Origin of the sequence: Actinoplanes palleronii (assembly GCF_016862315.1) — a bacterium.
GTDB lineage: Bacteria > Actinomycetota > Actinomycetes > Mycobacteriales > Micromonosporaceae > Actinoplanes > Actinoplanes palleronii.
The window spans coordinates 1-22,988 of sequence record NZ_BOMS01000048.1; the positions used below are offsets into that span (position 1 = coordinate 1).

Annotated in this window: 26 protein-coding genes; 18 read left to right on the forward strand and 8 right to left on the reverse strand. The window is 70.4% G+C overall.

What is annotated here, in order from left to right; all coding sequences use genetic code 11:
• Positions 1 to 285: hypothetical protein (locus tag Apa02nite_RS17300; RefSeq protein WP_203825882.1), on the forward strand; the 285-nt coding region annotated here is incomplete at its 5' end.
• On the opposite strand, the gene Apa02nite_RS17305 is transcribed toward Apa02nite_RS17300, so the two are convergent.
• From Apa02nite_RS17305 to Apa02nite_RS17315, 3 genes are read right to left on the reverse strand one after another with little or no spacing between them, the layout of a single operon-like run.
• Positions 277 to 1,320, reverse strand: a complete 1,044-nt coding sequence (locus Apa02nite_RS17305; RefSeq protein WP_203825883.1) for an alpha/beta hydrolase — start codon at positions 1,318 to 1,320, stop codon at positions 277 to 279. The two genes, Apa02nite_RS17300 and Apa02nite_RS17305, sit on opposite strands and share 9 nt — an antisense overlap.
• Positions 1,321 to 1,370: 50 nt before the next feature.
• Positions 1,371 to 1,874 (reverse strand): peptide-methionine (S)-S-oxide reductase MsrA, encoded by a 504-nt coding sequence (msrA, locus tag Apa02nite_RS17310; RefSeq protein ID WP_203825884.1) that lies wholly within the window; start codon positions 1,872 to 1,874, stop codon positions 1,371 to 1,373.
• A 56-nt stretch (positions 1,875 to 1,930) separates the two neighbouring features.
• Complete coding sequence (locus tag Apa02nite_RS17315) at positions 1,931 to 2,536, reverse strand: class I SAM-dependent methyltransferase (protein WP_203825885.1); 606 nt, start codon at positions 2,534 to 2,536, stop codon at positions 1,931 to 1,933.
• 133 nt (positions 2,537 to 2,669) lie between these two features.
• Here Apa02nite_RS17315 and Apa02nite_RS17320 point away from each other — a divergent pair, with 133 nt between their 5' ends.
• Positions 2,670 to 3,518 (forward strand): helix-turn-helix transcriptional regulator, encoded by an 849-nt coding sequence (locus Apa02nite_RS17320; RefSeq protein WP_203825953.1) that lies wholly within the window; start codon positions 2,670 to 2,672, stop codon positions 3,516 to 3,518.
• Between the two features lie 24 nt (positions 3,519 to 3,542).
• Here the strand turns inward: Apa02nite_RS17320 and Apa02nite_RS17325 are convergent, their stop codons facing one another.
• Together Apa02nite_RS17325 and Apa02nite_RS17330 are read right to left on the reverse strand one after the other, a co-directional pair.
• On the reverse strand, positions 3,543 to 4,205 hold the full coding sequence (locus Apa02nite_RS17325) for a response regulator transcription factor (protein WP_203825886.1): 663 nt from the start codon (positions 4,203 to 4,205) through the stop codon (positions 3,543 to 3,545).
• A gap of 9 nt (positions 4,206 to 4,214) precedes the next feature.
• Entirely contained in the window at positions 4,215 to 6,197 is a 1,983-nt protein-coding gene (locus Apa02nite_RS17330; protein ID WP_203825887.1) for a GAF domain-containing sensor histidine kinase, read from the reverse strand.
• A gap of 173 nt (positions 6,198 to 6,370) precedes the next feature.
• Between Apa02nite_RS17330 and Apa02nite_RS17335 the strand changes: the two genes are divergently transcribed.
• From Apa02nite_RS17335 to Apa02nite_RS17350, 4 genes are read left to right on the forward strand one after another with little or no spacing between them, the layout of a single operon-like run.
• Complete coding sequence (locus Apa02nite_RS17335) at positions 6,371 to 7,138, forward strand: sensor histidine kinase (RefSeq protein ID WP_203825888.1); 768 nt, start codon at positions 6,371 to 6,373, stop codon at positions 7,136 to 7,138.
• 59 nt (positions 7,139 to 7,197) lie between these two features.
• Positions 7,198 to 7,521: a PadR family transcriptional regulator gene (locus tag Apa02nite_RS17340; RefSeq protein WP_203825889.1), complete on the forward strand. Its 324-nt coding sequence runs from the start codon at positions 7,198 to 7,200 to the stop codon at positions 7,519 to 7,521.
• Entirely contained in the window at positions 7,518 to 7,874 is a 357-nt protein-coding gene (locus Apa02nite_RS17345) for a DUF1048 domain-containing protein (protein WP_203825890.1), read from the forward strand. Before Apa02nite_RS17340 ends, Apa02nite_RS17345 begins: the two co-directional genes overlap by 4 nt.
• Before the next feature lies 1 nt (position 7,875).
• Positions 7,876 to 8,217, forward strand: a complete 342-nt coding sequence (locus Apa02nite_RS17350; RefSeq protein WP_203825891.1) for a DUF1048 domain-containing protein — start codon at positions 7,876 to 7,878, stop codon at positions 8,215 to 8,217.
• Between the two features lie 21 nt (positions 8,218 to 8,238).
• Here Apa02nite_RS17350 and Apa02nite_RS17355 read toward each other — a convergent pair whose 3' ends face one another.
• Entirely contained in the window at positions 8,239 to 8,997 is a 759-nt protein-coding gene (locus tag Apa02nite_RS17355; RefSeq protein ID WP_203825892.1) for an SDR family NAD(P)-dependent oxidoreductase, read from the reverse strand.
• A 101-nt stretch (positions 8,998 to 9,098) separates the two neighbouring features.
• On the opposite strand from Apa02nite_RS17355, the gene Apa02nite_RS17360 reads away from it, so the two are divergent.
• The 3 genes from Apa02nite_RS17360 (at position 9,099) to Apa02nite_RS17370 (ending at position 11,759) form a co-directional block, all read left to right on the forward strand.
• Positions 9,099 to 9,968, forward strand: coding sequence for a helix-turn-helix transcriptional regulator (locus Apa02nite_RS17360; RefSeq protein WP_203825893.1), 870 nt, complete (start codon positions 9,099 to 9,101; stop codon positions 9,966 to 9,968).
• A gap of 144 nt (positions 9,969 to 10,112) precedes the next feature.
• Positions 10,113 to 11,111: a DUF4241 domain-containing protein gene (locus Apa02nite_RS52600; protein WP_507762490.1), complete on the forward strand. Its 999-nt coding sequence runs from the start codon at positions 10,113 to 10,115 to the stop codon at positions 11,109 to 11,111.
• Positions 11,112 to 11,150: 39 nt separating this feature from the next.
• Complete coding sequence (locus tag Apa02nite_RS17370) at positions 11,151 to 11,759, forward strand: DUF998 domain-containing protein (protein WP_203825894.1); 609 nt, start codon at positions 11,151 to 11,153, stop codon at positions 11,757 to 11,759.
• 24 nt (positions 11,760 to 11,783) lie between these two features.
• Here Apa02nite_RS17370 and Apa02nite_RS17375 read toward each other — a convergent pair whose 3' ends face one another.
• Positions 11,784 to 12,344, reverse strand: coding sequence for a nucleotidyltransferase family protein (locus tag Apa02nite_RS17375; protein ID WP_239164369.1), 561 nt, complete (start codon positions 12,342 to 12,344; stop codon positions 11,784 to 11,786).
• Positions 12,341 to 13,072 (reverse strand): dienelactone hydrolase family protein, encoded by a 732-nt coding sequence (locus tag Apa02nite_RS17380; protein WP_203825895.1) that lies wholly within the window; start codon positions 13,070 to 13,072, stop codon positions 12,341 to 12,343. Before Apa02nite_RS17380 ends, Apa02nite_RS17375 begins: the two co-directional genes overlap by 4 nt.
• Before the next feature lie 367 nt (positions 13,073 to 13,439).
• Here Apa02nite_RS17380 and kdpF point away from each other — a divergent pair, with 367 nt between their 5' ends.
• The 9 genes from kdpF (at position 13,440) to Apa02nite_RS17425 (ending at position 22,980) form a co-directional block, all read left to right on the forward strand.
• Positions 13,440 to 13,529: a K(+)-transporting ATPase subunit F gene (kdpF, locus tag Apa02nite_RS17385; protein ID WP_203825896.1), complete on the forward strand. Its 90-nt coding sequence runs from the start codon at positions 13,440 to 13,442 to the stop codon at positions 13,527 to 13,529.
• Positions 13,529 to 15,187, forward strand: coding sequence for a potassium-transporting ATPase subunit KdpA (gene kdpA, locus Apa02nite_RS17390; protein ID WP_203825897.1), 1,659 nt, complete (start codon positions 13,529 to 13,531; stop codon positions 15,185 to 15,187). The genes kdpF and kdpA overlap by 1 nt, the downstream gene beginning before the upstream one ends.
• 23 nt (positions 15,188 to 15,210) lie before the next feature.
• Positions 15,211 to 17,298 (forward strand): potassium-transporting ATPase subunit KdpB, encoded by a 2,088-nt coding sequence (kdpB, locus tag Apa02nite_RS17395; RefSeq protein ID WP_203825898.1) that lies wholly within the window; start codon positions 15,211 to 15,213, stop codon positions 17,296 to 17,298.
• A gap of 5 nt (positions 17,299 to 17,303) precedes the next feature.
• Positions 17,304 to 18,167 (forward strand): potassium-transporting ATPase subunit C, encoded by an 864-nt coding sequence (locus Apa02nite_RS17400; protein WP_203825899.1) that lies wholly within the window; start codon positions 17,304 to 17,306, stop codon positions 18,165 to 18,167.
• Positions 18,168 to 18,225: 58 nt separating this feature from the next.
• Entirely contained in the window at positions 18,226 to 18,555 is a 330-nt protein-coding gene (locus Apa02nite_RS17405; protein WP_203825900.1) for an ArsR/SmtB family transcription factor, read from the forward strand.
• Positions 18,555 to 19,286, forward strand: a complete 732-nt coding sequence (locus Apa02nite_RS17410; RefSeq protein ID WP_203825901.1) for a cation efflux transmembrane domain-containing protein — start codon at positions 18,555 to 18,557, stop codon at positions 19,284 to 19,286. Before Apa02nite_RS17405 ends, Apa02nite_RS17410 begins: the two co-directional genes overlap by 1 nt.
• 231 nt (positions 19,287 to 19,517) lie before the next feature.
• Positions 19,518 to 20,723: an OmpA family protein gene (locus tag Apa02nite_RS17415; RefSeq protein ID WP_203825902.1), complete on the forward strand. Its 1,206-nt coding sequence runs from the start codon at positions 19,518 to 19,520 to the stop codon at positions 20,721 to 20,723.
• Positions 20,723 to 22,096, forward strand: a complete 1,374-nt coding sequence (locus tag Apa02nite_RS17420) for a hypothetical protein (protein WP_203825903.1) — start codon at positions 20,723 to 20,725, stop codon at positions 22,094 to 22,096. The genes Apa02nite_RS17415 and Apa02nite_RS17420 overlap by 1 nt, the downstream gene beginning before the upstream one ends.
• Positions 22,093 to 22,980, forward strand: a complete 888-nt coding sequence (locus Apa02nite_RS17425; RefSeq protein WP_203825904.1) for a vWA domain-containing protein — start codon at positions 22,093 to 22,095, stop codon at positions 22,978 to 22,980. Before Apa02nite_RS17420 ends, Apa02nite_RS17425 begins: the two co-directional genes overlap by 4 nt.
• Positions 22,981 to 22,988 lie beyond the last annotated feature (8 nt).

The window sequence follows — 22,988 nt, forward strand, 5'->3', positions numbered from 1 at the left end:
GGCAGCGACAGGTACATCGCGAGCGGGCATGTGCGCCCCGCCACCCGCAAAGTGATCGGGGGCGACCAGCCGGCGATCGTCGTGCTCGACGTTCCCCGCGCAGACGCCGTGTTCGCCCCGGCCGGGGTCGGTTATATCCCGGCCGCGAGCGCACGGCCGGGTATTCGCCGGCATCCGGTCACCCGCGCCACCGCCCGGACCGGGATGCCCCCGCAGGCCAGACGGTTCCAGCCGCCAACGCCCCATCAGGATCAACTTGAGCTGAGCGGCATTGGGTCAGAGTGAGCCGGTGCGCAGCCAGCGGTGCGTCGCCGTGATCTCCTCGTGCGGGTCGCCGGGCAGGTGGCCGCCGCCGGCGGTCTCCACGACGGTCGCGCCGGGGATCCGGGCGGCCAGGAACCGGCCGTGCCCGACCGGGCACGATGTGTCGGCGTCACCGTAGGTGAGCAGCACCGGGACGGTGATGTCCGCGAGATCAAAACCCCACGCGCGGACAAAAGCAAGGGTGTCGTCGACGGAACCGCCCACGCCGTGGCGGGCCTGCTCGGCGATGATCCGGCGGAACGAGGTGATCACTTCCGGACGGAGCAGGTACTCGACGTCAGCGGCGGGTGCGCCGTCACCCATCAGCGCGCCGGGGTCCTCGGCGATGCGCTTGGCCATCAGCTGCTGGGCCTGCTCCAGCTCGCGGGTCAGCACGGCCTCGCCGGCCTCGGCCCAGGTGAGCTCGTCGGCGATCTCCGGCTCCATGCCGGCCAGCCACTCGGCGCGGGCAAGACCGCGCCCACCGCTCTGCGCCGTTCCCGCAAGCCGAGCCGTTCCCGCAAACCGGACCGTCTCCGCAAACCGGACCGTCTCCGCAAACCGGGCTGGCTCCGCAAACCGGGCTGGCTCCGCAAACCGGGCTGGCTTCGCAAACCGGGCCGGCTCCGCAAGCGGCGCCAGGGAGGACTGGCAGGCGACCCGCTCGACCCGGCCGCCGAGCAGCGCGGCACAGGCCAAGGCGTGCGGGCCGCCGCCGGAACCACCGACGATCGCGAACCGCTCGAAACCCAGCGCGTCCGCGACGGCCAGCACGTCCGTGGCCTCGTCCGCCACCGACCGGCCACGACGGCGGGTGGAACGGCCGTAGCCGGCCCGGTCGGTGGTGACATACCGGACGCCGGCCGCGGCGTAGAGCGCGTCGTCCGGCCAGCGGCTGAAGCGGCACCCCGGGGTGCCGTGCAGGCCGATGACCGGATATCCGGCCGGGTCACCACCGTCCAGCCAGGCCAGCACGCGCCCGTCGGGGGTGGTCAGGGTTCCGGTTCGCTCGTCCACTGTCCAATGGTGACAGCCGATCCGCCCCATGGTGACAGCCGATCGGCGCCCTACTGGGAGCGGCGCGGCAGCTTCCAGTCCGGGCGGGGGAAGTGGCAGGTGTAGCCGTTCGGGATGCGCTCCAGGTAGTCCTGGTGCTCCGGCTCGGCCTCCCAGAATGCGCCGGCCGCGGTCACCTCGGTGACCACCTTGCCCGGCCACAGCCCCGACGCGTCCACGTCGGCGATGGTGTCCTCGGCGACGCTCTTCTGCTCGTCGCTCTCGAAGAAGATCGCCGACCGGTAACTGGTGCCGATGTCGTTGCCCTGCCGGTTCACGGTGCTCGGGTCGTGGATCTGGAAGAAAAATTCCAAGATCTCACGGTACGACGTGACCACCGGATCGAACGTGATCTCGATGGCCTCCGCATGCCCCTCGTGGTTGCGGTACGTGGCGTTCGCCACCGCCCCGCCGGTGTAACCGACCCGGGTCGACACCACCCCGGGACGCCGGCGGATCAGGTCCTGCATCCCCCAGAAACAGCCGCCGGCCAGAATCGCCTTCTCTGTAGCCATCTCGCACACCTCATTCGTCGTCGCGCCCGTCCAGCATGCATCACCGGGTGACCGGGTCAGTTCGTGGCCCGGTAGAAGACGACGCGACCGAACCGGGCCCGGCCACGGCCGTTCTCGGCCGGACGGGTCAGCCCGGCGTCGAACATGGCGGCCAGCACGTGATCCGGGTCGGTCGCGGCGAGCCCGGACGGCCGGGGCGCGTGCTCACCGACCACGTCGAGGACGTGCAGTTCGCCGCCGGGGCGCAGCACTCGCCGGACTTCGCGCAACGTACGGGCGTGTTCCCCGGCGTCCAGGTGGTGCAGCATCAGCGAGGACAGCACCCGGTCGACGCTCGCGTCAGGTAACGGCAGGCGGCCGGCGTAGGCGTGTTCGTACCGAATGGGAAGTCCGCCTCTGGCGGCCTTGCGCCGGGCCCGCCGCAGCGACCCGAGGTCCGGATCGATGCCGATCACCTCAAGACCGGACCTTTCCTGTACGAGGGTGGTCAGCAGCGTTCCGGTGCCGCAGCCGATCTCCAGCACCCGCTGGCCGGGCTGCGGATCGGCGCGTTCCAGCAGTTGCCGGTGCACCCGGCGGACGCCGGCGAGCCGGCAGAACGGGTCGTAGAGGGGCAGCAGCCACCGCAGGCCCATGGCGGGCAGATACGCCTGCTCAGTCATGTCTCGTCTCCTAAGATCCGACACGATGCTCGGTCGTATTCTCAGCCTCATGCCCGGCACAGACGCGCGCAGCGGCGATTTCGTGGACATGATGCGACGATTCTCGGTTCCGGTGGGGCGGACCGGGGACGGGGTGCCGGTCTACGGATTCGGCCGGTCGCCCGAGGTGCTGCCGATCGGGTCGGCCCGGCTGCCCGGCGCGGTCCCGCAGGCGAGCACCGGCGCGCACGCGCACGACTTCCTGCTGCTGTACTACGCGCACCGCGCCGCCGCGACCGTGGTTGTCGACGGTCGCCGGTGGTCGATCAGCGACGGGGACCTGTTCGTGTTCGCCCCTGGCCAGGTCGTCGACGTGACCGCGACGGATCAGGTCGCCGAGGACGGCTGGGTGGTGTGGTTCCCGGCCGACATGGTGCGCTCCGGCGCGTACGCGTCCTGGCGCTCGCATCCGCTGCTGTTCCCGTTCGCCCGGGGCGCCGACCGGGCGCAGCGGCTGCGGATCCCGCCCGGCGACCGCGCCGCGTGGATGGCGCGCTTCGCGGACCTCGACCTCGAGCTGCGCACCCGCCGTGACGGCCACCGGGAGGCGTTGACCGCCCACCTCACGCTGCTGCTGGTCGGCCTGGCCCGGCTGTCGGCCGACGTCGCCGACCAGCTCCGCTCGTCGGACGAGCCACTGCTCGCCGCGGTGTTCGACGTCATCGAGCAGCGCTATCACGAGGGCATCTCACTGGCCGCCGTCGCCGCCGAGGTGGCGTTGACCGCGAACCACCTGACCACGGTGGTCCGCCGCCGGACCGGCCGCACCGTCCATCAGTGGATCACCCAGCGCCGGCACCAGGAGGCCCGCGCCCTGCTGTCCGAGACTGATCTGACGGTGGCGGCGGTCAGCCGCCGGGTCGGCTATCCCGACGTCAGCTATTTCATCAAGCGCTTCCGCGCCGAGCACGGCATGACGCCGGCCCGGTGGCGGTCGGGTTGAGCCGGGACGGCGGCGGTGAACGGCTCAGCGGGCATGTCCCAGTCCGGCGTCGCGGGCCTTGGCCACGGCGGCCGCCCGGTCGCTGACCTGAAGTTTGGTGAGCACCGACGCGACGTGGTTGCGGATGGTCTTCTCGGACAGCACGAGACGGCGGGCGATCTCGTGGTTGTGGTGGCCGGCGGCGACGAGTTCCAGGATTTCGCGTTCCCGGTTGGTGAGCTGCGGGAAGACCGTGGTGACGTGGTCCTGGTGCGCGCCGGTGAAGAAGTCCATGATCCGCTGGGCCACGTTGGTGCCGTACACGGCGTCGCCGCGGGCGACGGTGAGCACCGCACGGACGATGTCCGCGCGGTCGGCGCCCTTGAGCAGGTACCCGCGCGCTCCCGCACGAATGGCGCCGAAGAGGGCTTCGTCGTCCTCGTGCATCGTGAGGATGAGCACCGCCACCTCGGGATGCCGGGCCTTGATCTGCCGGGTGGCGCTGACCCCGTCGGTGCCGGGCATCGAGAGGTCGGTGATCACGACGTCGGGTGTGATCCGGTCGACCATCTCGACCAGCTCCGCGCCGGACGACGCCTCGCCGATCAGGTCGATCTCCGGTGCGGTGCCGATGGCGGCGGTCAACCCGAACCGGAACATCGGGTGGTCGTCCGCGACGAGGACCCGCACCGGGGCGATCTCTGGCATGTGATCTCCTCAGGAACAGCGTGATGACGACAAGGGCAGGGTCGCGGTGACGGTGGTTCCGCCGTCGGTGGAGTCGACCGCGAGCGCCCCGCCCAGCGCTTCGGCGCGACGGTGCATCGACGAGAGCCCCACCCCGGTGGTGCCGACGCTCGCGGGAATACCGTGGCCGTCGTCGCTGACCACGATGTGCAGTGCCTCATCCGCGGTGATCTTGACGTGGGCGTGCCGGGCGTGAGCGTGCCGGGCGGTGTTGGTGAGCGCCTCGGTGATGATGCGGTACGCCGCCACTTCGATGTCGGGTGCGAGCGTGGGCAGGCTCGCTGCGGTCACGTCCACCGGCAGTTCCGGGCCGAGGCTCGTGGCATGGCGTTCGACGGCCTGGGCCAGGTCGGCGGTGTCCAGGACGGTGGGCCGAAGGCCGTCGATGATGCGGCGGATGTCGCGCACCGCGGTGTCGGTCCCGGACTGCAGTCGCTGCACGAGCGTGCCGGCCGGTGTGTCCGGGTCGCCGATCTGACTGGCGAGGGCCTGCAGTCCCAGGCTCATCCCGGCCAGGGATGGTCCCAGCCCGTCGTGCAGGTCCCGGCGCAGCCGGTCCCGTTCGTCGCGGGTCGCGGTGACGACCCGGTTCCGTTCCGCCTCGAGCGATTCGGTCAGCTCAGCGGCGGAGACGACGACGGCGAGCTGGGTCGCCAGCGCGGTCAGCAACCGGACCTCGACCTCGGAGTAGAGCTCACCGCCCGGCGGGTCGGCCACTCTCAGCTCGCCGATCTCCACTCCACCGAACCGCAACGACAGCGCGAGGTAGCGGTCCGGCTCCTGCCCGGTACGCGCCAGCACCTTCCCGTCCGGCGTGACGATCACCGCCCCGTCGGCGCCGACCGCGGCCGCCACGGTCGCGACGGCGGCCGGCACCAGATCCAGGCGGTTCTCGGCGAGGCTGTCGCTCAGCTCGGCCACCGCGTGCAGCGGATTGCGGCGGGCGCCGTAGACGAACCGGGTGAAGGCCCGCCGCAGCCGGTCACGCGCCCGGGCGAGTCCCACCACGACGGCCACCACCACGACCAGGAACAACGGGTGGTGGTCCAGCGACAAACCGGCACCCCAGGCGATGGGGATGTAGACGTTGTAGAACAGGGCGGTGAGCCCGGCGTAGACGAGTGCACGGCGCAGCACCGCCGGGATCCCCCGCAATCGGTGGCGCAGCACACTGGCCGCCAAGCCGATCGGAATGATCAGTATCGGATCCGTCAGAGCCCGCAGCAGGATGGGAGTGTTTCCCAAGAACCCGCTGCCGGTGGTCAGAAGGTAACGGCACGTGAACGCCAGCAGGGCGCAGCCCGCAAACCAGACCCACTGCTGACGCTGCGGATACAGCGCGTGCCGCCGGCAGACGAGTACCGCGATCACCAGCGTCGCGGCCGCCGGCACCAACGTGAGCGGGAGCGACAGTTCGCCGGGGACGTACACGGACAGGTATTGCACCGCGACAGTCGCGACGACCACCCCGACCGGCCACCGCCACCAGCGCGCGGGCGGGCGCCCATCGGGATACGACAGCACGAGCACCACGGTCGGCACGACCAGCATCACCAGACCGGACAGCATCAAGGAAAGCGCGAGGAACGCGGCATTCACCGCGGCGCCGTCGGTCGTGCTCACCCGCATCCTGTAGATCGCGTTGACGAGCTCGATGCATGACAGCACCAGGCCGTAGGCGACGAACCACCAGCCCAGCACGGCACCGGAAGGCAGCCTGGCCAGTGCACAGCCGGCCGCGCTCCAGCCCAGCACCGGCACCGCCCCGATGATCAGATAGTCGGCTGTCATCGTGCGCGGGCTCGTCGAACCGTCTTCGGGCCCCCACCAGAACGTGAACTCCCACGGGGTGCCCTGCATGTCGGTGAACACGCTGAAGTTCATGACCGTACTGACCGCGAGCGCGGCAGCCGAGGCCAGAACCAGCGTGCCGATCAATAGCCGTTGTCGCATGACCTCAGTCTGAGCGCCGATATGTCCCGGAAGTGCAGACTTCGCGCCCGATTCGGCCGGGCAACCTGCCCGGGTCGGCCGGGACCCGGGTCTCATGCGCCCACCCACCCGGGCGCAGCACGGTGAGGTCATCGCGTCGGGCCATCCGCCCCGCCGAACCGAAAGGGGCCACCATGAGTGCCCGCACCCGACCCGCACCGAGGCTGCTCGCCAAGACCGTCCGCCGCCGGCCGGACCCCGAGCAGTCGGCGCGGTGCCGCGAGACCGAGCTACGAGGCTTGCTCACCATGGCCGGCCACGACCTCGGGTCACCGCTGACCGTCATCGCCGCGCACCTGCAGCAGCTGCGCGAGGACGACGGATCGCAGCTGGGCGCACGGGCGCATCGGGACCTCGACGTGATGGAACGCGCCGTTCGGCGCATGAACCGCCTGGTGGAGAACCTGCTCGCGCACGCCCGAGCCGACCAGTCGGCACTACGGGTACGTGTCGTGCCGCTGGGCGACCTGGTCGCGGAAGTGACGGCGGAACGCCTCACCACCGACGACGGATCACGGGTGACGGCGCCCGGTTCGCTTCCGGACGTGCACGCCGACCCCGATCTCCTGCAGCACGTGATCGACAACCTGATCGGGAACGCGCTCAAATACCGGCGGCCCGGTACTGCCGCACAGGTGGAGATCTCCGCGCAGGTGACACCCGGCGGCGTACGCGTCGAGGTCGCAGACCACGGCATCGGCATTCCGGAGGCCGACCGGCCGAAGGTCTTCGACGCCTTCCACCGGTCCGCCAACAGCGGCGGCTACCAGGGCACCGGACTGGGACTCGCCATCTGCCGTCGCATCGTGGAACGGCACGGCGGCCGGATCGGCGTCGAGCCACACCCCGGCGGCGGCAGCCGCTTCTGGTTCACCCTGCCGCTACTCGGTACTACCGATTAGCGGTACTCGGTGGTACGTTCTAGCGGTACTCGGTGCTACGCAGTACCAGGAGGGCCGTGATGGAAGACCTGACCGAGATGTTGAAGGGCACCCTTGAAGGCTGCGTGCTGGAGATCATCGGCGGCGAGGAGACCTACGGTTACGCGATCACCCGCCGGCTGAACGAGCTCGGCTTCACCGACGTCATCGAGGGCACGGTCTACACCATCCTGGTGCGACTGGAGCGCAACGGGCTCGTCCAGGTGACCAAGAGACCGTCCGGGGTGGGCCCGCCGCGCAAGTTCTACGCGCTCAACGACGCAGGGCGCGCCGAGCTCGCGACGTTCTGGGCGAAATGGTCATACGTCTCGGCACGCATCGACAAGTTGAAGGAGGGCAGATGAGCTTCTGGGAGACCATCACCGGCAGCGACCTGACCAGGCAAGCAAAGGCCTACGAGACCCGGGCCGCGGCGCTGCCGGCCGACTTTCAGGCCGCGTGGGCACAGATCAAGAGCAACACCTTTGCGTACGGAAGCTTCAGCGGCCGCAACCAGATGCCCATCCTCGACGCTGCCCTCGGCCTGCTCGAAGAGGCGTCAGCCGACGGGCAGCGCGTCGACGAGGTGCTCGGCGACGACATCCCGGGCTTCTGCGCGGCGCTGGCCGGCGGCGAGGGCGCCCGCACCTACCGCGACAAGTGGCGCGAGCAGTTGAACCGCACCGTCGCCAGGAAACTGAGCAGGCTGGGAGGCTGAGATGGGCATTCACGACATCCTCGAGGGCAAGAAGCAGTGGCGCGCTCACGTGGCCCGGATCAAGGCGCTCCCGCCGGACTACCGGATCGTCTACCAGGAGATGCAGAAGTACCTGTTCAAAGTCGGACCAGTCGACCTGTCCGACGGCCGCCTGTTCGCCGGAATCCTCGACTTCTTCGAGGAGGGCGCCGCGGCCGGCACCGGAGTCCTCGACCTGATCGGCCCGGACGTGGCCGCCTTCACCGACGACCTGATCAAGGACTCCCCCACCTACGCCGACCTCTATCAGCAGTCACTCGCCAAGAAGGCGAACGAAGCGAGTGACCGATCTACCCGCCCGTGAGCGGGGCGCGGATCGCTGGGCTCAAGCGGAGCGGGCTGTGGTGATGCCGCCGTCGACGGCGATCTCGGCGCCGTGGAGGTAGCCGGCGTGGTCGGAGAGCAGCCAGGCCACCGCGGCGGCGATCTCCTCGGGGGTGCCGGGGCGGCCGGCCGGGATGCCGGCGGTCATGTGCGCGATGACGTCGCCGTCGGAGGCGTTGATCGGGGTCCGGGTCGCCCCCGGGGAGACGGTGTTGACCCGCACCCCGCGGGGACCGAACTCCGCGGCCCAGCTGCGGGCCAGCTGGATCTCCGCCGCCTTGGTCGCGGAGTACAGCCCGACAAAGGCGTGTCCGACGTGCGCCATCCACGAACCGATGACCACGATCGCGCCGTGGCCACGTTCGGCCATCGCCGGAGCCAGCGCGGCGGTCAGCACGTGAGGCGCGCGGACGTTCACCGCGAGCGTGGCCTCCAGGTCGGCATCGGTGAGGCTCACCGTGTCGACGGCCGGGCACAGGGCGGCGTTGTGGACCACCGCGTCCAGTCGCCCGCCCGCGGCCTCGACGGCGGCGCGGGCGAAGTCCCGCAGCGCCTCGGGTGGGCCGGTCAGGTCGGCGGGGACGAACACGGCGTGTCCGCCGGAGGTTTTGATGTCGGCGACGACGGCCGCGCCGCGGGTCGAGTCCCGGCCGGAGACGACGACGCGCCATCCCTGCGCGGCAAGGGTCCGGGCGGTGGCGGCACCGATGCCGCTGGTGGAGCCGGTGATCAGAATGGTGCGAGTGTCCGTGGAGGTCATGGTCATCACTTCACCCCAAGGACGCAGCACGGACCAGGGCGCGTCCTGCCTGGTCACCACGCGACCAGGTTCGGGCGCGGGTCTGCTTCTACTCTGGGTGGGTGCCCGCTGACCGTGCTGCCCTCGGGGCTTTCCTGCGCTCCCGGCGCGACCGCCTGACCCCTGCCCAGGCCGGCATCACGGCCTTCCCGGGCCCCCGGCGGGTGCCGGGTCTGCGCAAGGAGGAGCTCGCCGTGCTCGCCGGGTTGAGCCCGGACCACTACAGCCGCCTGGAGCAGGGCCGCCAGCCCACCGTCACCGACCAGGTGGTGCAGGCGTTGTCCCGGGCGCTGCAACTCGACGAGGTCGAACGCCAGCACCTGCGGGATCTGGCCGCACCGACCTCGCACCGGCGCTGGGCCGGGCCGGAGACCGCGCAACGGCCTGATCCGGGGATGCTGCGCCTGATGGGTGCGCTCGGCCACGTCCCGGTGTTGCTGCTGGGGCGCCGATCGCAGGTGCTGGCCGGCAACGGGTTGTTGCGTGCGGTGCTGGGACCCGCGCTGGAGCCGGGGGCGTCGTTCGCACGCTGGCTGTTCCTGGATCCCGACGCACGGGTCCGGATAGTGAACTGGGCCGACTTCGCGGCACCCGCCGTCGGGGCGCTGCGCTACGAGGTGGGCCGGCACCCCGACGACCGTCGCCTCACCGACCTGGTGGAGGAGCTGCGCCGCAGCGATCCCGATGTCGCCCAGTGGTGGGACGACCAGCGGGTCACCTTCCGCACCTCGGTGACCAAGCACCTGGCCCACCCGACCGCCGGCCCGCTCACGTTCGGCATCGAGTCGGTGGTCGGGCCACACGATCCGGAACAACGCCTGGTCGTCTACACCGTCGAACCCGACTCCCCCACGGCCCGAGTACTGCCATTACTGGCAAGTTGGGCAGCCGAACCGCAGGAATCACGACAAGCGGGCGAGACCGCCATCTGAACGACCAGGTCGCTGTCGGCAATGATCAATTTGGGTACGAGGAGCAGGACCGTGCGGACCCGTGCACTAGCTTGCTTTCTAACTTCGAGTTTCTGCAGGTCGGCTTGGTGCAGAAGCGGTGAATAGTTTGCCGACATCCGCACCATCGCGTTACAGCTCGTCATCAGCGAGCAGCTGACGGCCTGGTGGTACCTCGCTCTGAGCGAAGACCAGGACCCTGACGCGTTTGACGCGGACGGATTCTTCGGTTGCCCCGTCGACGCGGGCGTTGGCACGCTGGCTGACCTGGTGGCCGTGCGGCGCTGGCGGGCTGGGACTTCGACCGCCTGGACTCCGGCTGGGGGCGACCCGCCTTTCCCACCTTGGTCGGGGGCGCCGCCGACGGCCAGATCACCGCCTTGCCACCGACTTCATGGTCATCCCCGGGCCGGACTCGGACGCCTGATCGGGCTGCGGCCAGCCCCTACCGGCGGAAGAACTCACTCAGCGGCGATCAGTGCCGATGGTTTCGCGGACCTGCTCCAGCGCATACGTGACCGACGGGCTGGAACCCTGCTGAGACCGAGGATGCCGATGACCGCAACCATGCTGCCGACGACTGACACTGATGTGGCGGCGAAGCAGCGCGCCCGCTTCGATGAGCTGACCGATAGTCCGTACTTCGAGCAGGTGGTGGCAGCCAACCGGCTCTACCTGACCGCGGCGGTCGGCGACCCGCTGGGCACCGAGCGGACATACTGGGCGTTGAGCTGCCTGCCCAAAACCCTCGGGAACAGCCGCTTCTCCACGTTGTCGATGAGCACCATGGAGACTTTGGTCCTGCAGAAGCCTCGTACCCCTGGCGGGACACTCTCCGGGTTCGTCGTAGTCTCCCGGACGGTCCTCGAGGCCGCAGGCAACGCCTTCGACAACGACGGCCTTGATGTCACTCCGTCGGACTATGTCGCTGCAGGCGCCGACCAACTCTGGGTACGAGGAAGCTGGACCGCGCTGGCCCGTGAGCTCGTCGGCACCCTCGGCCGTCGGGCACCGCTGCGCGACGCGGCGCGCGAACTCGCAGGGCGGCTGGTCGGTGGCGCGGGGACAAACTACGCCCGGTACCACAATCCACACCTGGCGGCTCGCGTGCTCGGCCGGATCTGACCGCAAGGCGATGCTGCACGACCGGGCACACTGGGGCTCGTGAAAACGTATGCGCTGGTGTCGTCGGCGGTGGCGCCGGTCGCCCTGATCGGCGGCTGGACGCTCGCGGCGCGGCGGCAACCCGCCGGGTTCGACAGCGCGGTGGACACGATCAGTGCCCTCGCGGCCCGGGGCGCCACCGACCGGTGGCTGATGACCGTGGCGCTGCTCTGCGTCGGGGTCTGTCACGTGGTGACCGCGCTGGGCCTGACCCCGGCCGCCGTCGCGGGGCGGATCGTGCTCGCCCTCGGCGGGGTGGCGACGATGCTGGTGGCGGCGTTCCCGCTGCCGGTCGTGGGCACGTCGGCGGCGCACACCGTGGTGGCGGGTGCCGCGTTCGGCGCCCTGGCGACATGGCCGGCATTCGCCTGGCGACGGCGCGACCCCGGCCCGATGGCGCTGCGGCCCACGGTGTCGATCGCCGCGGCGCTGGTGCTCCTCGGGCTGGTCGTGTGGTTCACCGTGACCCTCGGGACCGGCGACCGGGTCGGGCTGGCCGAACGCGTGGCCGCCGGCGCGCAGTCGTGCTGGCCGCTGCTCGCGGTGCTGTCCTGCCGGCTGCACACCCGCCGCGCGGCCACCACCCACTCCCCGGCCCAGGTCGGATGACGCGGCCACGACGCCGCCCGGGCGCTAGAACTCCAGCCGTAGGCCGGGCCATCGGGTGAGCCAGCCCTTGGCCTCCACCCGGGCCCGCACCGTCGCCCGGCCCACCGAGTTGCCGAACGTCGGTGATGGGCGGACCACCATCCCCACGAGATCGCCTATCCCGTGGCAGGCCACCAGGTGCACCGAGTCGCCTCGCAGCGTCACCGCGATGCACGTCGCCGTCTCCGGCCAGCGGGAGATCGCGTCCAGGGTGGACGTGTACGGCTCGTCGCCGTTGCGGACGTGCATCCGGGCCTGATTGCGGATCTCCCAGGGCACCCCGGGCAGGATCGCCATCGCGCGGGCTTCGGCGCGAGTGTCCTCGCCCGGGTCCGGCTTCTGCGGGTCGAAGTAGGCGACGTCCACGTCACGCTCCGGCAGGACCGGCTGATCGCTGATCGCGTCCCAGACCCGGTTGCGGACGAAGCCGGCGCCGATCCACCAGTCCGGCAGCCCGAGGCCGGCCGCAGCCCGGAGTACGCTCATCGCCGCCGGGTCCGACTCGATCACGCCCACGACGTCCCGCTCGCTCATCACCACTCTCACGACCCTAGGGTGCGGTCCAGCAGGGCGAGAAGCCGATCCCAGTGGCCCTGTCGTGCGGCCGGATCGAAGGCGTCGGTGTCGGCCATGGTGAAACCGTGCGTCGTGCCGGGGTAGATCTCGGAGAGATAGTCGAGACGGGCGGCGTCCAAGGTCCGGTTGAGCCCGTCCAGGGCCTCGGGTGTCAGGTCGCTCGCGGCATGGCCGAAGTAGACCTCGGCGGTGATCGCGGCGAGCAGGTCGGGCCCGGCGGCGGCGACCGGCCCGTGGAATGCGGCGACGGCCGCCACCCGGCCCGGGTGGGCCGCGGCGGTGCGCACTGCGAGCAGGCCGCCGATGCAGTACCCGGACACCGCGACGGCGTCACCGCCGACCTCGGGCCGGCCGACGAGGAAGCGCAGGTAGGCGTCGGCGTCGCGGACCGCACGCTCGGCGGTGTGCGCCTCGATCATGGGCATCAGCTGGGCGAAGACCGCGGGCCGGGCGTCCGCTCCGATGTACGCGGGCAGCTCGATCACCGGGGTCGGACCGTGCCGGTAGAAGATGTTGGGCACCAGCACGTAGTAGCCGTGCCCGGCCAGCTCGCAGGCCATCTCGCGCAGCACCGGCCGGATGCCGAAACCGTCCGGATACATCAGTACGCCCGGATACTGCCGGTCACCGTCCGGGACCGCGGCGAACGCGTCAGCGCGGCCGTCCGCGGTGGGGATGTGCAGCGTCGAAGTGTGCATGAATTCCTCCGGTCGTCGTTGACACGTCAATCCTGTGATCAACACGACGGAGGCGGGGCACGCGAGCCTTGACCGGCCCGCACGGCGCTCAGAGGAGCACCGGGTCACCCATCCGTGCGTGGCGTGAAGCCGACCCGGTAGTCATACCGCGAAGTCTACGCGTTAACAAAGCGTCAAGAAGCCCCACAGGCTTGTAGCAGTCGCGTCAACAACCGGGGCTACCGGCGGCGGGAGGCGATTCACTTCCGGACGAAGGCAAAACAACCCCCTCGTCTCTGGAGTTTCTCGTGGCTGATCTCGGCTTCGTCGTGCTCACGGTGGTGCTGTTCGCGGCACTGACCGTGCTGATTCGGGCGGTCGAACGCTGATGAGCGCCGTCAACCTGATCGGTCTGATCCTCGCCGTCGTGCTGGCCGCCTTCCTGGTGGTCGCCCTGCTGTTCCCGGAGAAGTTCTGATGGCCGGCTGGCTCTTCGTCGTCTCGCTGGTGGTCGCGCTGGTCGTGGTCTACCGCCCGTTCGGCGACTACATGTTCCGCGTCGTGACGTACCAGAAAAGCAACGTCTTGGAGCGCGGTGTCTACCGGGCGGTGGGTGTCGACCCTGCGGTCGAGCAGACCTGGGGTGTCTACGCCCGGTCGGTGCTCGCGTTCTCCGCGGTCTCGATCCTGTTCCTCTACGGCCTGCTGCGGTTCCAGGACAAGCTGTGGCTGGCGCTGGGCATGGACCCGGTCACCACGCACATCGCCTGGAACACCGCGGTCAGCTTCGTGACCAACACCAACTGGCAGGCCTATTCGGGTGAGTCCACCCTGGGCCACCTGGTGCAGATGGCCGGCCTGGCGGTGCAGAACTTCGTCTCGGCCGCCGTCGGCATAGCGGTCGCCGTCGCCCTGATCCGCGGATTCGCCGCGAACCAAGCGGCGAGCAAGAGTGCGACCCTCGGCAACTTCTGGGTCGACCTGACCCGGATCACCGTGCGGATCCTGTTGCCGATCTGCCTGCTCGCCACGCTGATCTTCATGGTCGGCGGGATGGTGCAGAACCTCTCCGGCGGCACCGACGTCACCACGCTGACCGGCGCCACGCAGCACATCACCGGCGGGCCGGTCGCCTCCCAGGAGGCGATCAAGGAACTCGGCACCAACGGCGGCGGCTTCTACAACGTCAACTCCGCCCACCCGTTCGAGAACCCGAGCGCCTGGACCAACTGGCTGGAGATCTTCCTGATCTTCCTGATCCCGTTCAGCCTGCCCCGGGTCTTCGGTCGGATGATCAATCAAAACCGTCAGGGGTACGCCATCGCCGCGGTGATGGCCGTCCTCGCGATCGGCTCGATCGCCCTGACCGTCGGGCTGGAGCTGCACGGCGCGGGCACGGTCCCGCAAGCGGTCGGCGCGGCGATGGAGGGCAAGGAGACCCGGTTCGGCGTCCCGAACTCGGCGACGTTCGCCGCGGCGACCACGCTCACCTCGACCGGCGCGGTCGACTCGTTCCACGACTCGTACACGTCGCTCGGCGGGATGATGCCGATGGTCAACATGATGCTCGGCGAGGTCGCGCCCGGTGGCACCGGCTCCGGGCTGTACGGCCTGCTCATCCTGGCGATGATCACGGTGTTCGTGGCCGGGCTGATGGTCGGCCGGACGCCGGAGTACCTGGGCAAGAAGATCGGCGCCCGGGAGATCAAGCTGGCGTCGCTCTACTTCCTGGTCACCCCGGCGCTGGTGCTGGGCGGCACCGCCGCGGCGTTCGCGACCGGCAACAACGGCACGGCGCTGAACACCGGCCCGCACGGGCTCTCCGAGGTGCTCTACGCGTTCACCAGTGCCGCCAACAACAACGGTTCCGCGTTCGGCGGCATCACCGTGAACACCCCGTGGTGGGACATCGCCACCGGGCTGGCCATGCTGCTCGGGCGCTTCCTGCCGCTGATCCTGGTGCTCGCGCTGGCCGGCTCCCTGGCCAGACAGCGCCCGGCACCGGAGTCCGAGGGCACGCTGCCCACCCACCAACCGCTGTTCGTCGGCATGGTCGTCGGCGTGACCGTCGTCCTGGTCGCTCTCACCTTCCTCCCGGCCCTCGCGCTCGGCCCGCTGGCTGAAGGCCTGTCATGACCACACCCGAAAGAAGCACTGCCATGACCACCACCCTGGACGACCTCGTCGAGGTCGACGCCGCTCCCCCGGCCACCCCGGTCAAGGCCGGCCTGCTCGACCCCAAGCAGCTGTGGAAGTCGCTGCCCCAGGCCCTCGCGAAGCTCGACCCCCGGACGCTGTGGCGCAACCCGGTGATGGTGATCGTCGAGGTCGGCGCGGTCTTCACCACCGTGCTGTCGATCGCCGAGCCGAGCGTGTTCGCCTGGTCGATCACGGTGTGGCTGTGGCTGACCGTCGTCTTCGCGAACCTGGCCGAAGCGGTCGCCGAGGGCCGCGGCAAGGCACAGGCCGCCGCGCTGCGAGCCGCCAAACAGGACACCGTGGCCTACCTGCCGGACGGCCGGACCGTGCCGGCTACGCAACTCCAGCTCGGTGACGTCGTGGTGGTCGAGGCCGGGCAGATCATCCCCGGTGACGGCGACGTGATCGAGGGCATCGCCAGCGTCGACGAGTCGGCGATCACCGGCGAGTCAGCGCCGGTGATCCGGGAGTCCGGCGGGGACCGCTCGGCGGTCACCGGCGGCACCAAGGTGCTCTCCGACCGGATCGTCGTGAAGATCACCCAGCGGCCCGGTGAGAGCTTCGTCGACCGGATGATCGCGCTGGTCGAGGGGGCCAACCGGCAGAAGACCCCGAACGAGATCGCGCTGAACATCCTCCTGGCCGCGCTGACCATCATCTTCCTGCTGGCCGTGGTCACGTTGCAGCCGCTTGCGATCTTCGCGAAGGCGTACAACGCGGCAGCGCCGGACACCGCCGCGATCGACGGCAACGGCGTGACCGGCATCGTTCTCGTGTCGCTGCTGGTCTGCCTGATCCCGACCACGATCGGGGCGCTGCTCTCGGCGATCGGCATCGCCGGGATGGACCGTCTGGTGCAACGCAACGTGCTCGCGATGAGCGGGCGGGCCGTGGAGGCCGCCGGCGACGTGAGCACGCTGCTGCTGGACAAGACCGGGACGATCACGCTGGGGAACCGTCAGGCGGCTGCGTTCGTACCCGTCAATGGGGTTGATCCGCGGGCCCTGGCGGACGCTGCGCAGCTCAGCAGCCTTGCCGATGAGACGCCCGAAGGGCGGTCGATCGTGGTCCTCGCCAAGAACGAGCACGGGCTGCGGGAACGGGAACCGGGCCTGATGGCCGACGCGGTCTGGGTGCCGTTCACCGCGCAGACCCGGATGAGCGGGGTGGACCTGCCCGGCCGGACGATCCGCAAGGGTGCGGCAGCGGCGGTGCTGAAGTGGGCCGGCACCCGGACCGACGAGGTGGACGCGATCGTCGACCAGATCAGCGCCTCCGGCGGCACCCCGCTCGTGGTGGCCGAAAACGATCGGGTCCTCGGCGTGATCCACCTCAAGGACGTGGTCAAGTCCGGGATGAAGGCGCGGTTCGAGGAGATGCGCCGGATGGGCATCCGGACCGTGATGATCACCGGTGACAATCCGCGAACCGCCGCGGCGATCGCCGCCGAGGCCGGTGTCGACGACTTCCTGGCCGAGGCCACCCCGGAGGACAAACTCGCGCTGATCCGCAAGGAGCAGGCGGGCGGGCGGCTTGTCGCGATGACCGGCGACGGCACGAACGACGCGCCTGCCCTCGCCCAGGCCGACGTCGGCGTCGCGATGAACACGGGCACGTCGGCGGCGAAAGAGGCCGGCAACATGGTCGACCTGGACTCCGACCCGACCAAGCTGATCGAGATCGTGGAGATCGGCAAGCAGCTGCTGATCACCCGCGGGGCGCTGACCACGTTCAGCATCGCCAACGACATCGCCAAGTATTTCGCGATCATCCCGGCCATGTTCGCCGCGGTCTACCCGGGCCTGGACACGCTCAACGTCATGCGGCTGCACTCGCCGGGCTCGGCGATCCTGTCCGCGGTCATCTTCAACGCGATCATCATCGTCGTGCTGATCCCGCTCGCCCTGCGCGGCGTCCGGTACCGGCCGTCGTCGGCCAGCCAGCTGCTGCGCCGCAACCTGCTGGTCTACGGCCTGGGCGGCGTCATCGCGCCGTTCCTCGGCATCAAGCTCATCGACCTGCTCATCCAGCTCATCCCCGGGATCTGATCGACATGCGACTTCCTTCCTGGCTGGCCCAGCACCTGGCCGCGCTGCGCGCCCTGCTCGTCTTCACCGTCCTGCTCGGCCTCGCCTATCCGCTGCTCTTCGTCGGCCTCGGCAAGGTCCCCGGGCTGTCCGACAAGGCCGGCGGCTCGCTTCTCACGGTCAGTGACCAGACCGTCGGCAGCTCCCTGATCGGCCAGTCGTTCACCGACGCCGACGGCAACCCGATCCCCAGGTACTTCCAGAGCCGGCCGTCGGCGGCCGGAGACGGCTACGACCCGACCTCGACCTCGGCCAGCAACCTCGGCCCGGAAAGCGTCGTCGACACCGTGTCCGACGACCCGGACGCGGCGTCGCCGAGCCTGCTCACCCAGGTCTGCACGCGCAGCCTGGCGGTCGGCAAACTCGAAGGTGTCGACGGCAGCCGCCCCTACTGCACCACCGCCGGCGTCGGCGCGGTCCTCGCGGTCTTCTACCGCGACGGCTTCACCGGCCCGGTCACCCGGGTGGTCGCGGTCAACCAGACCGGTACGCCGTTCGTCGCCAGCTATGCCGGCGTGCCCGTCGAACCGGCGCAGCCGGAAACCGACTACCGGGCGCTCGGCGGGGTCATCACGCCGATCCGCGGCACCGCGCCGGCCCGTCCGGTGGTGCCCGCCGACGCTGTCACCGCCAGTGGCAGCGGCCTCGACCCGCAGATCAGTCCCGCGTACGCCAACCTGCAGGCCCCGAGGATCGCCCGCGAGCGAGGCGTCCCGCTCGAACGGGTCCGCGAGCTGATCGCCGAGCACACCACCGGCCGCGCCCTCGGCTTCCTGGGCGAACCCGGCGTCGACGTCCTCGAGCTGAACCTGGCCCTCGACGGCAAGTGACCACCGGCCCCGACGTTACAGATTTCGCTGAATACAGCGGATGCTGTAACGTCGGGGCATGGATACGGTCACCCACGGCGAGGTGCTCGCGCGCTTCGGTCACGCCCTGTCCGACCCCACCCGGGCGCGGCTGCTGCTCGCCCTGCGCGACGCACCCGGATACCCGACCGACCTGGCCGAGTTGCTCGGCGTGACCCGGCAGAACCTGTCCAACCACCTGGCCTGCCTGCGCGGCTGCGGCCTGGTCGTCGCCGCACCGGAGGGCCGGCGCACCCGGTACGAGCTGGCCGACAGCCGGATCCGGCACGCCCTCGACGACCTGCTCGGCCTGGTCCTGGCGGTCGACCCGGCCGCCTGCCCGGACTCCGCCGGCAAGGACTGCTGCTGATGGATCTGCCCCTGCTCCCCCTCGCCCCGACTGGTCCGAGCCCGCAGCGACGCCAGGCCCTCGCCCGCCGGATCCGGATGCTTGTCGCGGTCACCATCACCTACAACGTGATCGAGGCCGGCATCGCGATCGGCGCGGGCACCGTCGCGAGCTCGACCGCGCTGATCGGTTTCGGCCTCGACTCGGTCATCGAGGTGTCCTCAGCCGCCGCGGTCGCCTGGCAGTTCGCCGCCCGCGAGCCGGAGCGCCGCGAGAGGACCGCCCTCCGGATCATCGCGGTCTCCTTCTTCGCCCTGGCCGCCTACGTCACCGTCGCCTCGGTGCGCGCGCTGACCGGCGGCGCGGAGGCCGAGCACTCCACAGTCGGCATCGTGCTCGCCGCCGTCTCGCTGGCCGTGATGCCGGGGCTGTCCCACGCTCAGCGCCGCGCCGGCCGCGAACTCCGCTCGCGCACCGCGGTCGCCGACTCCCGGCAGACGTTGCTCTGCACCTACCTGTCCGCGGTCCTGCTGGCCGGGCTGCTGGTGAACAGCCTGTTCGGCTGGGGCTGGGCCGACCCGATCGCGGCCCTGGTGATCGCCGCCGTGGCCGTCAAGGAGGGCCGCGACGCCTGGCGCGGCGACGCCTGCTGCCCGCCGAGCCCCCTCGCCGCCACCACGCCCGGCGACGCCTGCTGCGCGGAGCCTCCTGCGGGCAGTGGTGCACCCCGATCGTGTGGATCAGGGCTCTGAGCTGGCAGGACCAGATCGCTGATCGTCTAATCTGTAAGGATCGCCGGGCGCTGCGGACGAACCGGCCCATGGCGGCGACACGTACGGTTGACTCCCCCTCGCCGGAGCGGCCTAACCCCATCGAATGAGATCAACCCTCGGCCGGATGATGACCGGCTCGGGGAGATGCTTTTGTGACCATCCGCGAACACAGTCGGGTCCAGCCGTTTTGAGCGCATTGGACAAGGGACTGTGGACATCAATAAATCAACCGCCGGCCTGTCGCTGCTGCTCGCCGGACTGCTGCTGAGCGGGTGCACCGCCGAGGCGTCCAGCAGCACCGGCGGCGCCGCGAAGCCGGGTGACTGCGCCAAGCTCGCCGAGATCCCACCGGACGTCTCCGCGGCGACGGTCGCGCTGGTCGTGGACAACACCGCGTCGGGCGTGCAGGGGCCGGTGCCCAGCGCCGTGCTCGAGGCGCTCACCACGGCGCAGGAGCGCGGGGATCAGCTGGCGATCGTACCGGTGGACGGGGCCGGCAAGGCCGGGCGGATCAGCCGGACGGTGGCGCTCGACCCGTACCCCGGGAAGGAAGCCGACACCGCCAAGAACGCCCGCAAGATCGCCCTGCAGTGCGTCGGGGAATGGATGCGGGAGGCCGCGGCGCGGCCGACCGCGCCGGGCAGCGACATCCTGACCGCGCTGACCACCGCGAGCCGGGAGAAGCCGACAGCGCTGCTCGTCGTCTCGGACGGCCTGACGAGCGCCGGCGAGTTCGATCTGAATCGGACCGGGTTCGACGACGCTCCCGACGACATCGCCGCCGATCTGGTCGCCTCCGGTTCGCTGGCGCCGTCGCTGCGCGGCACCGGCATCGTCTGGTCCGGCCTCGGCACCTCGACCCGCGGGCTGCCGCAGTCGCTGGTCACCGCGGTGCAGGGGATCTGGACCGCGGTGCTGAAGAAGGCCGGCGCGACGCCCGTCTTCGACCCGCGCACCGGTGGCACGACCGCGCCGATCGCCGGCCCGCTGCCCGCCGACGACCTGACGATCCCGGACACCGTGCGCAGCACCACCTCCTGCGGCGAACAGATCGTGGTGCCGTCCGCGCTGCTGTTCTCACCGGGCAGCGCCGACCTGCACGCCGACGCCGACCCGATCGCCAAACAGGCCGCCGACGCGCTGACCGCGCACCCGGACTGGATCGCGATCGTCGAGGGGCACACCGCCTCCTACGACACCGCCGCGGTCCGCAAGCAGCTCTCCCAGGATCGCGCGCAGGCGGTCGTCACCGCACTGACCAAGCTGACCATCGCCGCGAACCGGTTGCAGCCCAAGGGCTACGGCGCGACCAAGCCGGCCGTGCCCGAGTTCAGCAACGGCAAGCACGACCGGGCCGCGGCCGCGAAGAACCGCCGTGTCGTGGTCAACCTCGGTCCGAAGGGCTGCCTGCACTGATGGGCCGCGTCACCGATGCGATGCGCGTGCTCTTCGGCAACGTCGAACAGCAACGACGCATCCCCTTCAACCGCGAACGTTCCAAGCCCGGGTACGGCGAACTGGTCGGCGACGGCATCACCAACGCCGAGAAGTCGGTGCTGATCCAGGTCAGTCAAACCCTCGCCGGCTACGACCATCGGCGCGCGAACCGCCTGCGCCGGTTCCAGCACAAACTGGTCACCGCCGCGCAGAACAACCTGCTGGCCTGGGACGGCCTGCTCGGCTCCCAGGAGGATCCGCGCTGGACCGGGCACTGGGGCTCGGAGTCCGCGGATCGCGCCGTGCCGCCGCCGGAGACCCCGGTCGAGACGAAACGGGTGCCGCCATTCCTGCGGGCCACCCCGACCGGTTTCCGCGAGGACTACGACCCGCACCGCCCGTTGATCAGTCACCGGGCGTTGACCATCGCCGAGGCGGTGTTCCTGGTGGTCGAGGTGGCTTTTTGGTACGGCGTGTTCAGCAAGTCGCAGGAACCGGGCTTCAACGCCGGTCAGGTGTCGGCCGCCCTGCTGGCGATCTTCCTGCCCACCGCCGGGATCCTGTCCGCGCGGGTGGTCGGCGCGCTCGGCCACCGCTGGGTGTCGGCCTACCCGGGCACCGGTCGCCGGGAACGGATCGGCACCATCTTCGCGGGGTTGGTCGCCGCGGGCGCGGTCAGCGCGACGGTCTGGCTGGTCTACGCCCGGTTCTCGGCCGAGAACGATCAGGTCGGCGCGGTGCCGGTCCCGGCCGGCCCGATGGCGCTGATCTTCGGGCTGATGCTGCTCGGTGATATCGGCGCCCGGCTGTTCCTGACCTCGGAGATCCGCACACAGACCGTGGAACGGCGCTCCGAACTGCGCAAGGTCCGCAAGGGCGCGATCAAGGCGAACGCCGAGCACGTCCGGGCCTGGATCGACCTGCGCAGCGAGGTGCAGGTGCAACTGGACCGCTGCGAACGGGTGGTGGCGATCGGCGCCACCATGATCAACGATGAGCGGGCGGCGGCCGAGCACCGGCCGGATCGGCGGGTGCTGGACACCGACCGGCTCGCGCACCAGCGCTCCGGCGGCCTGGAGTCGTACGGCCCGGGTGACCACATGGCGGTGCCCAGCTCGCAGCAGCTGGCGATGTTCGGCGGGGCGCTGACGCTGGGGCCGCTGCGGACGGTCGACGACGCGATCGACACGCTGGACAACTGGCGGCCGCGGGGGCATCCGTCGGTCGGCGCCGACCTGCACCACATCCGGGAGCAGCTGTTGCGGCTGAACCTGCGGCTGCCCCGGCAGGCGCAGTTCCGCTCCGCGCTGGACCAGGGCGCGGAAACCACACCACAGCAGGCCCCGGAGTGAGGGACTACTTCCGCGGGCCGGCGCTGGACCGGCCCGCCAAGCTCTGGCCGACCGGGCGACGCAACCGCAAGCTGCCGGGCCTGATCCTGCTCTGTCTGCTGCTGTTGCTCCCGCTGGGCTGGCTGCTGCTGCGCCATGACGAACCGGCCGCGGTCATCGCCGAGCCACCTCCGCCGGTCGTGGTCCCCTCGCCGTCGCCGGTGGCGAGCTCGCCGACACCGTCGCCGTCGGTGACAAGTTCGCCGACGCCCTCGCCGTCCCGGACGCGGAAGCCGACGCCGACGCCGACGGTCAAGAAGCTGACCCAGGCCACGCTCGCACCGGGACGCACCGTCTCCTGCGCCCGGGTGATCCTCGCGATCGACCAGTCCAACTCGATGGCCGGCTACACCGCGGCCCGCGACAACGCGCTGCAGCAGCTCGTCGACTGGAGCAGCCGCAACCTCAAGAAGCGCGACCAGATCGCGGTCGTCGACTTCGCCGGTGAGGCGGGCATCCGCCAGGCCCCGACCAGCGTGAAGCAGCTGACCGGCATCGGACCGGTGGTGTCGCTGGCCGGCGGTTCCAAGTACCTGCCGATCCTCGAGGCAATCACAGCGTTCCCGCCGAGTTCCTGCAAGACGGCGCTGGTGCTGCTCTCCGACGGCGACCTGGAGGACCTGCCGGCCGACGCGTCCGAGTCCGGGACCGTGCTGCGCGGATCGGACGTCAAGTTCCAGCGGCTGCTGGTCCCCGACCGGAACATCACCGTGCCGCTGCGCTGGGCGACCGCGTTCCCGAACGGCAAGCCGGTCTTCGTCGACGGCATGAATCCGGACGAGACCGCCCGGGTCATCGGCGAGACCATCGCCAAGATCGTCAATTCCAAGATCGTCTACCACTAAGGACATCC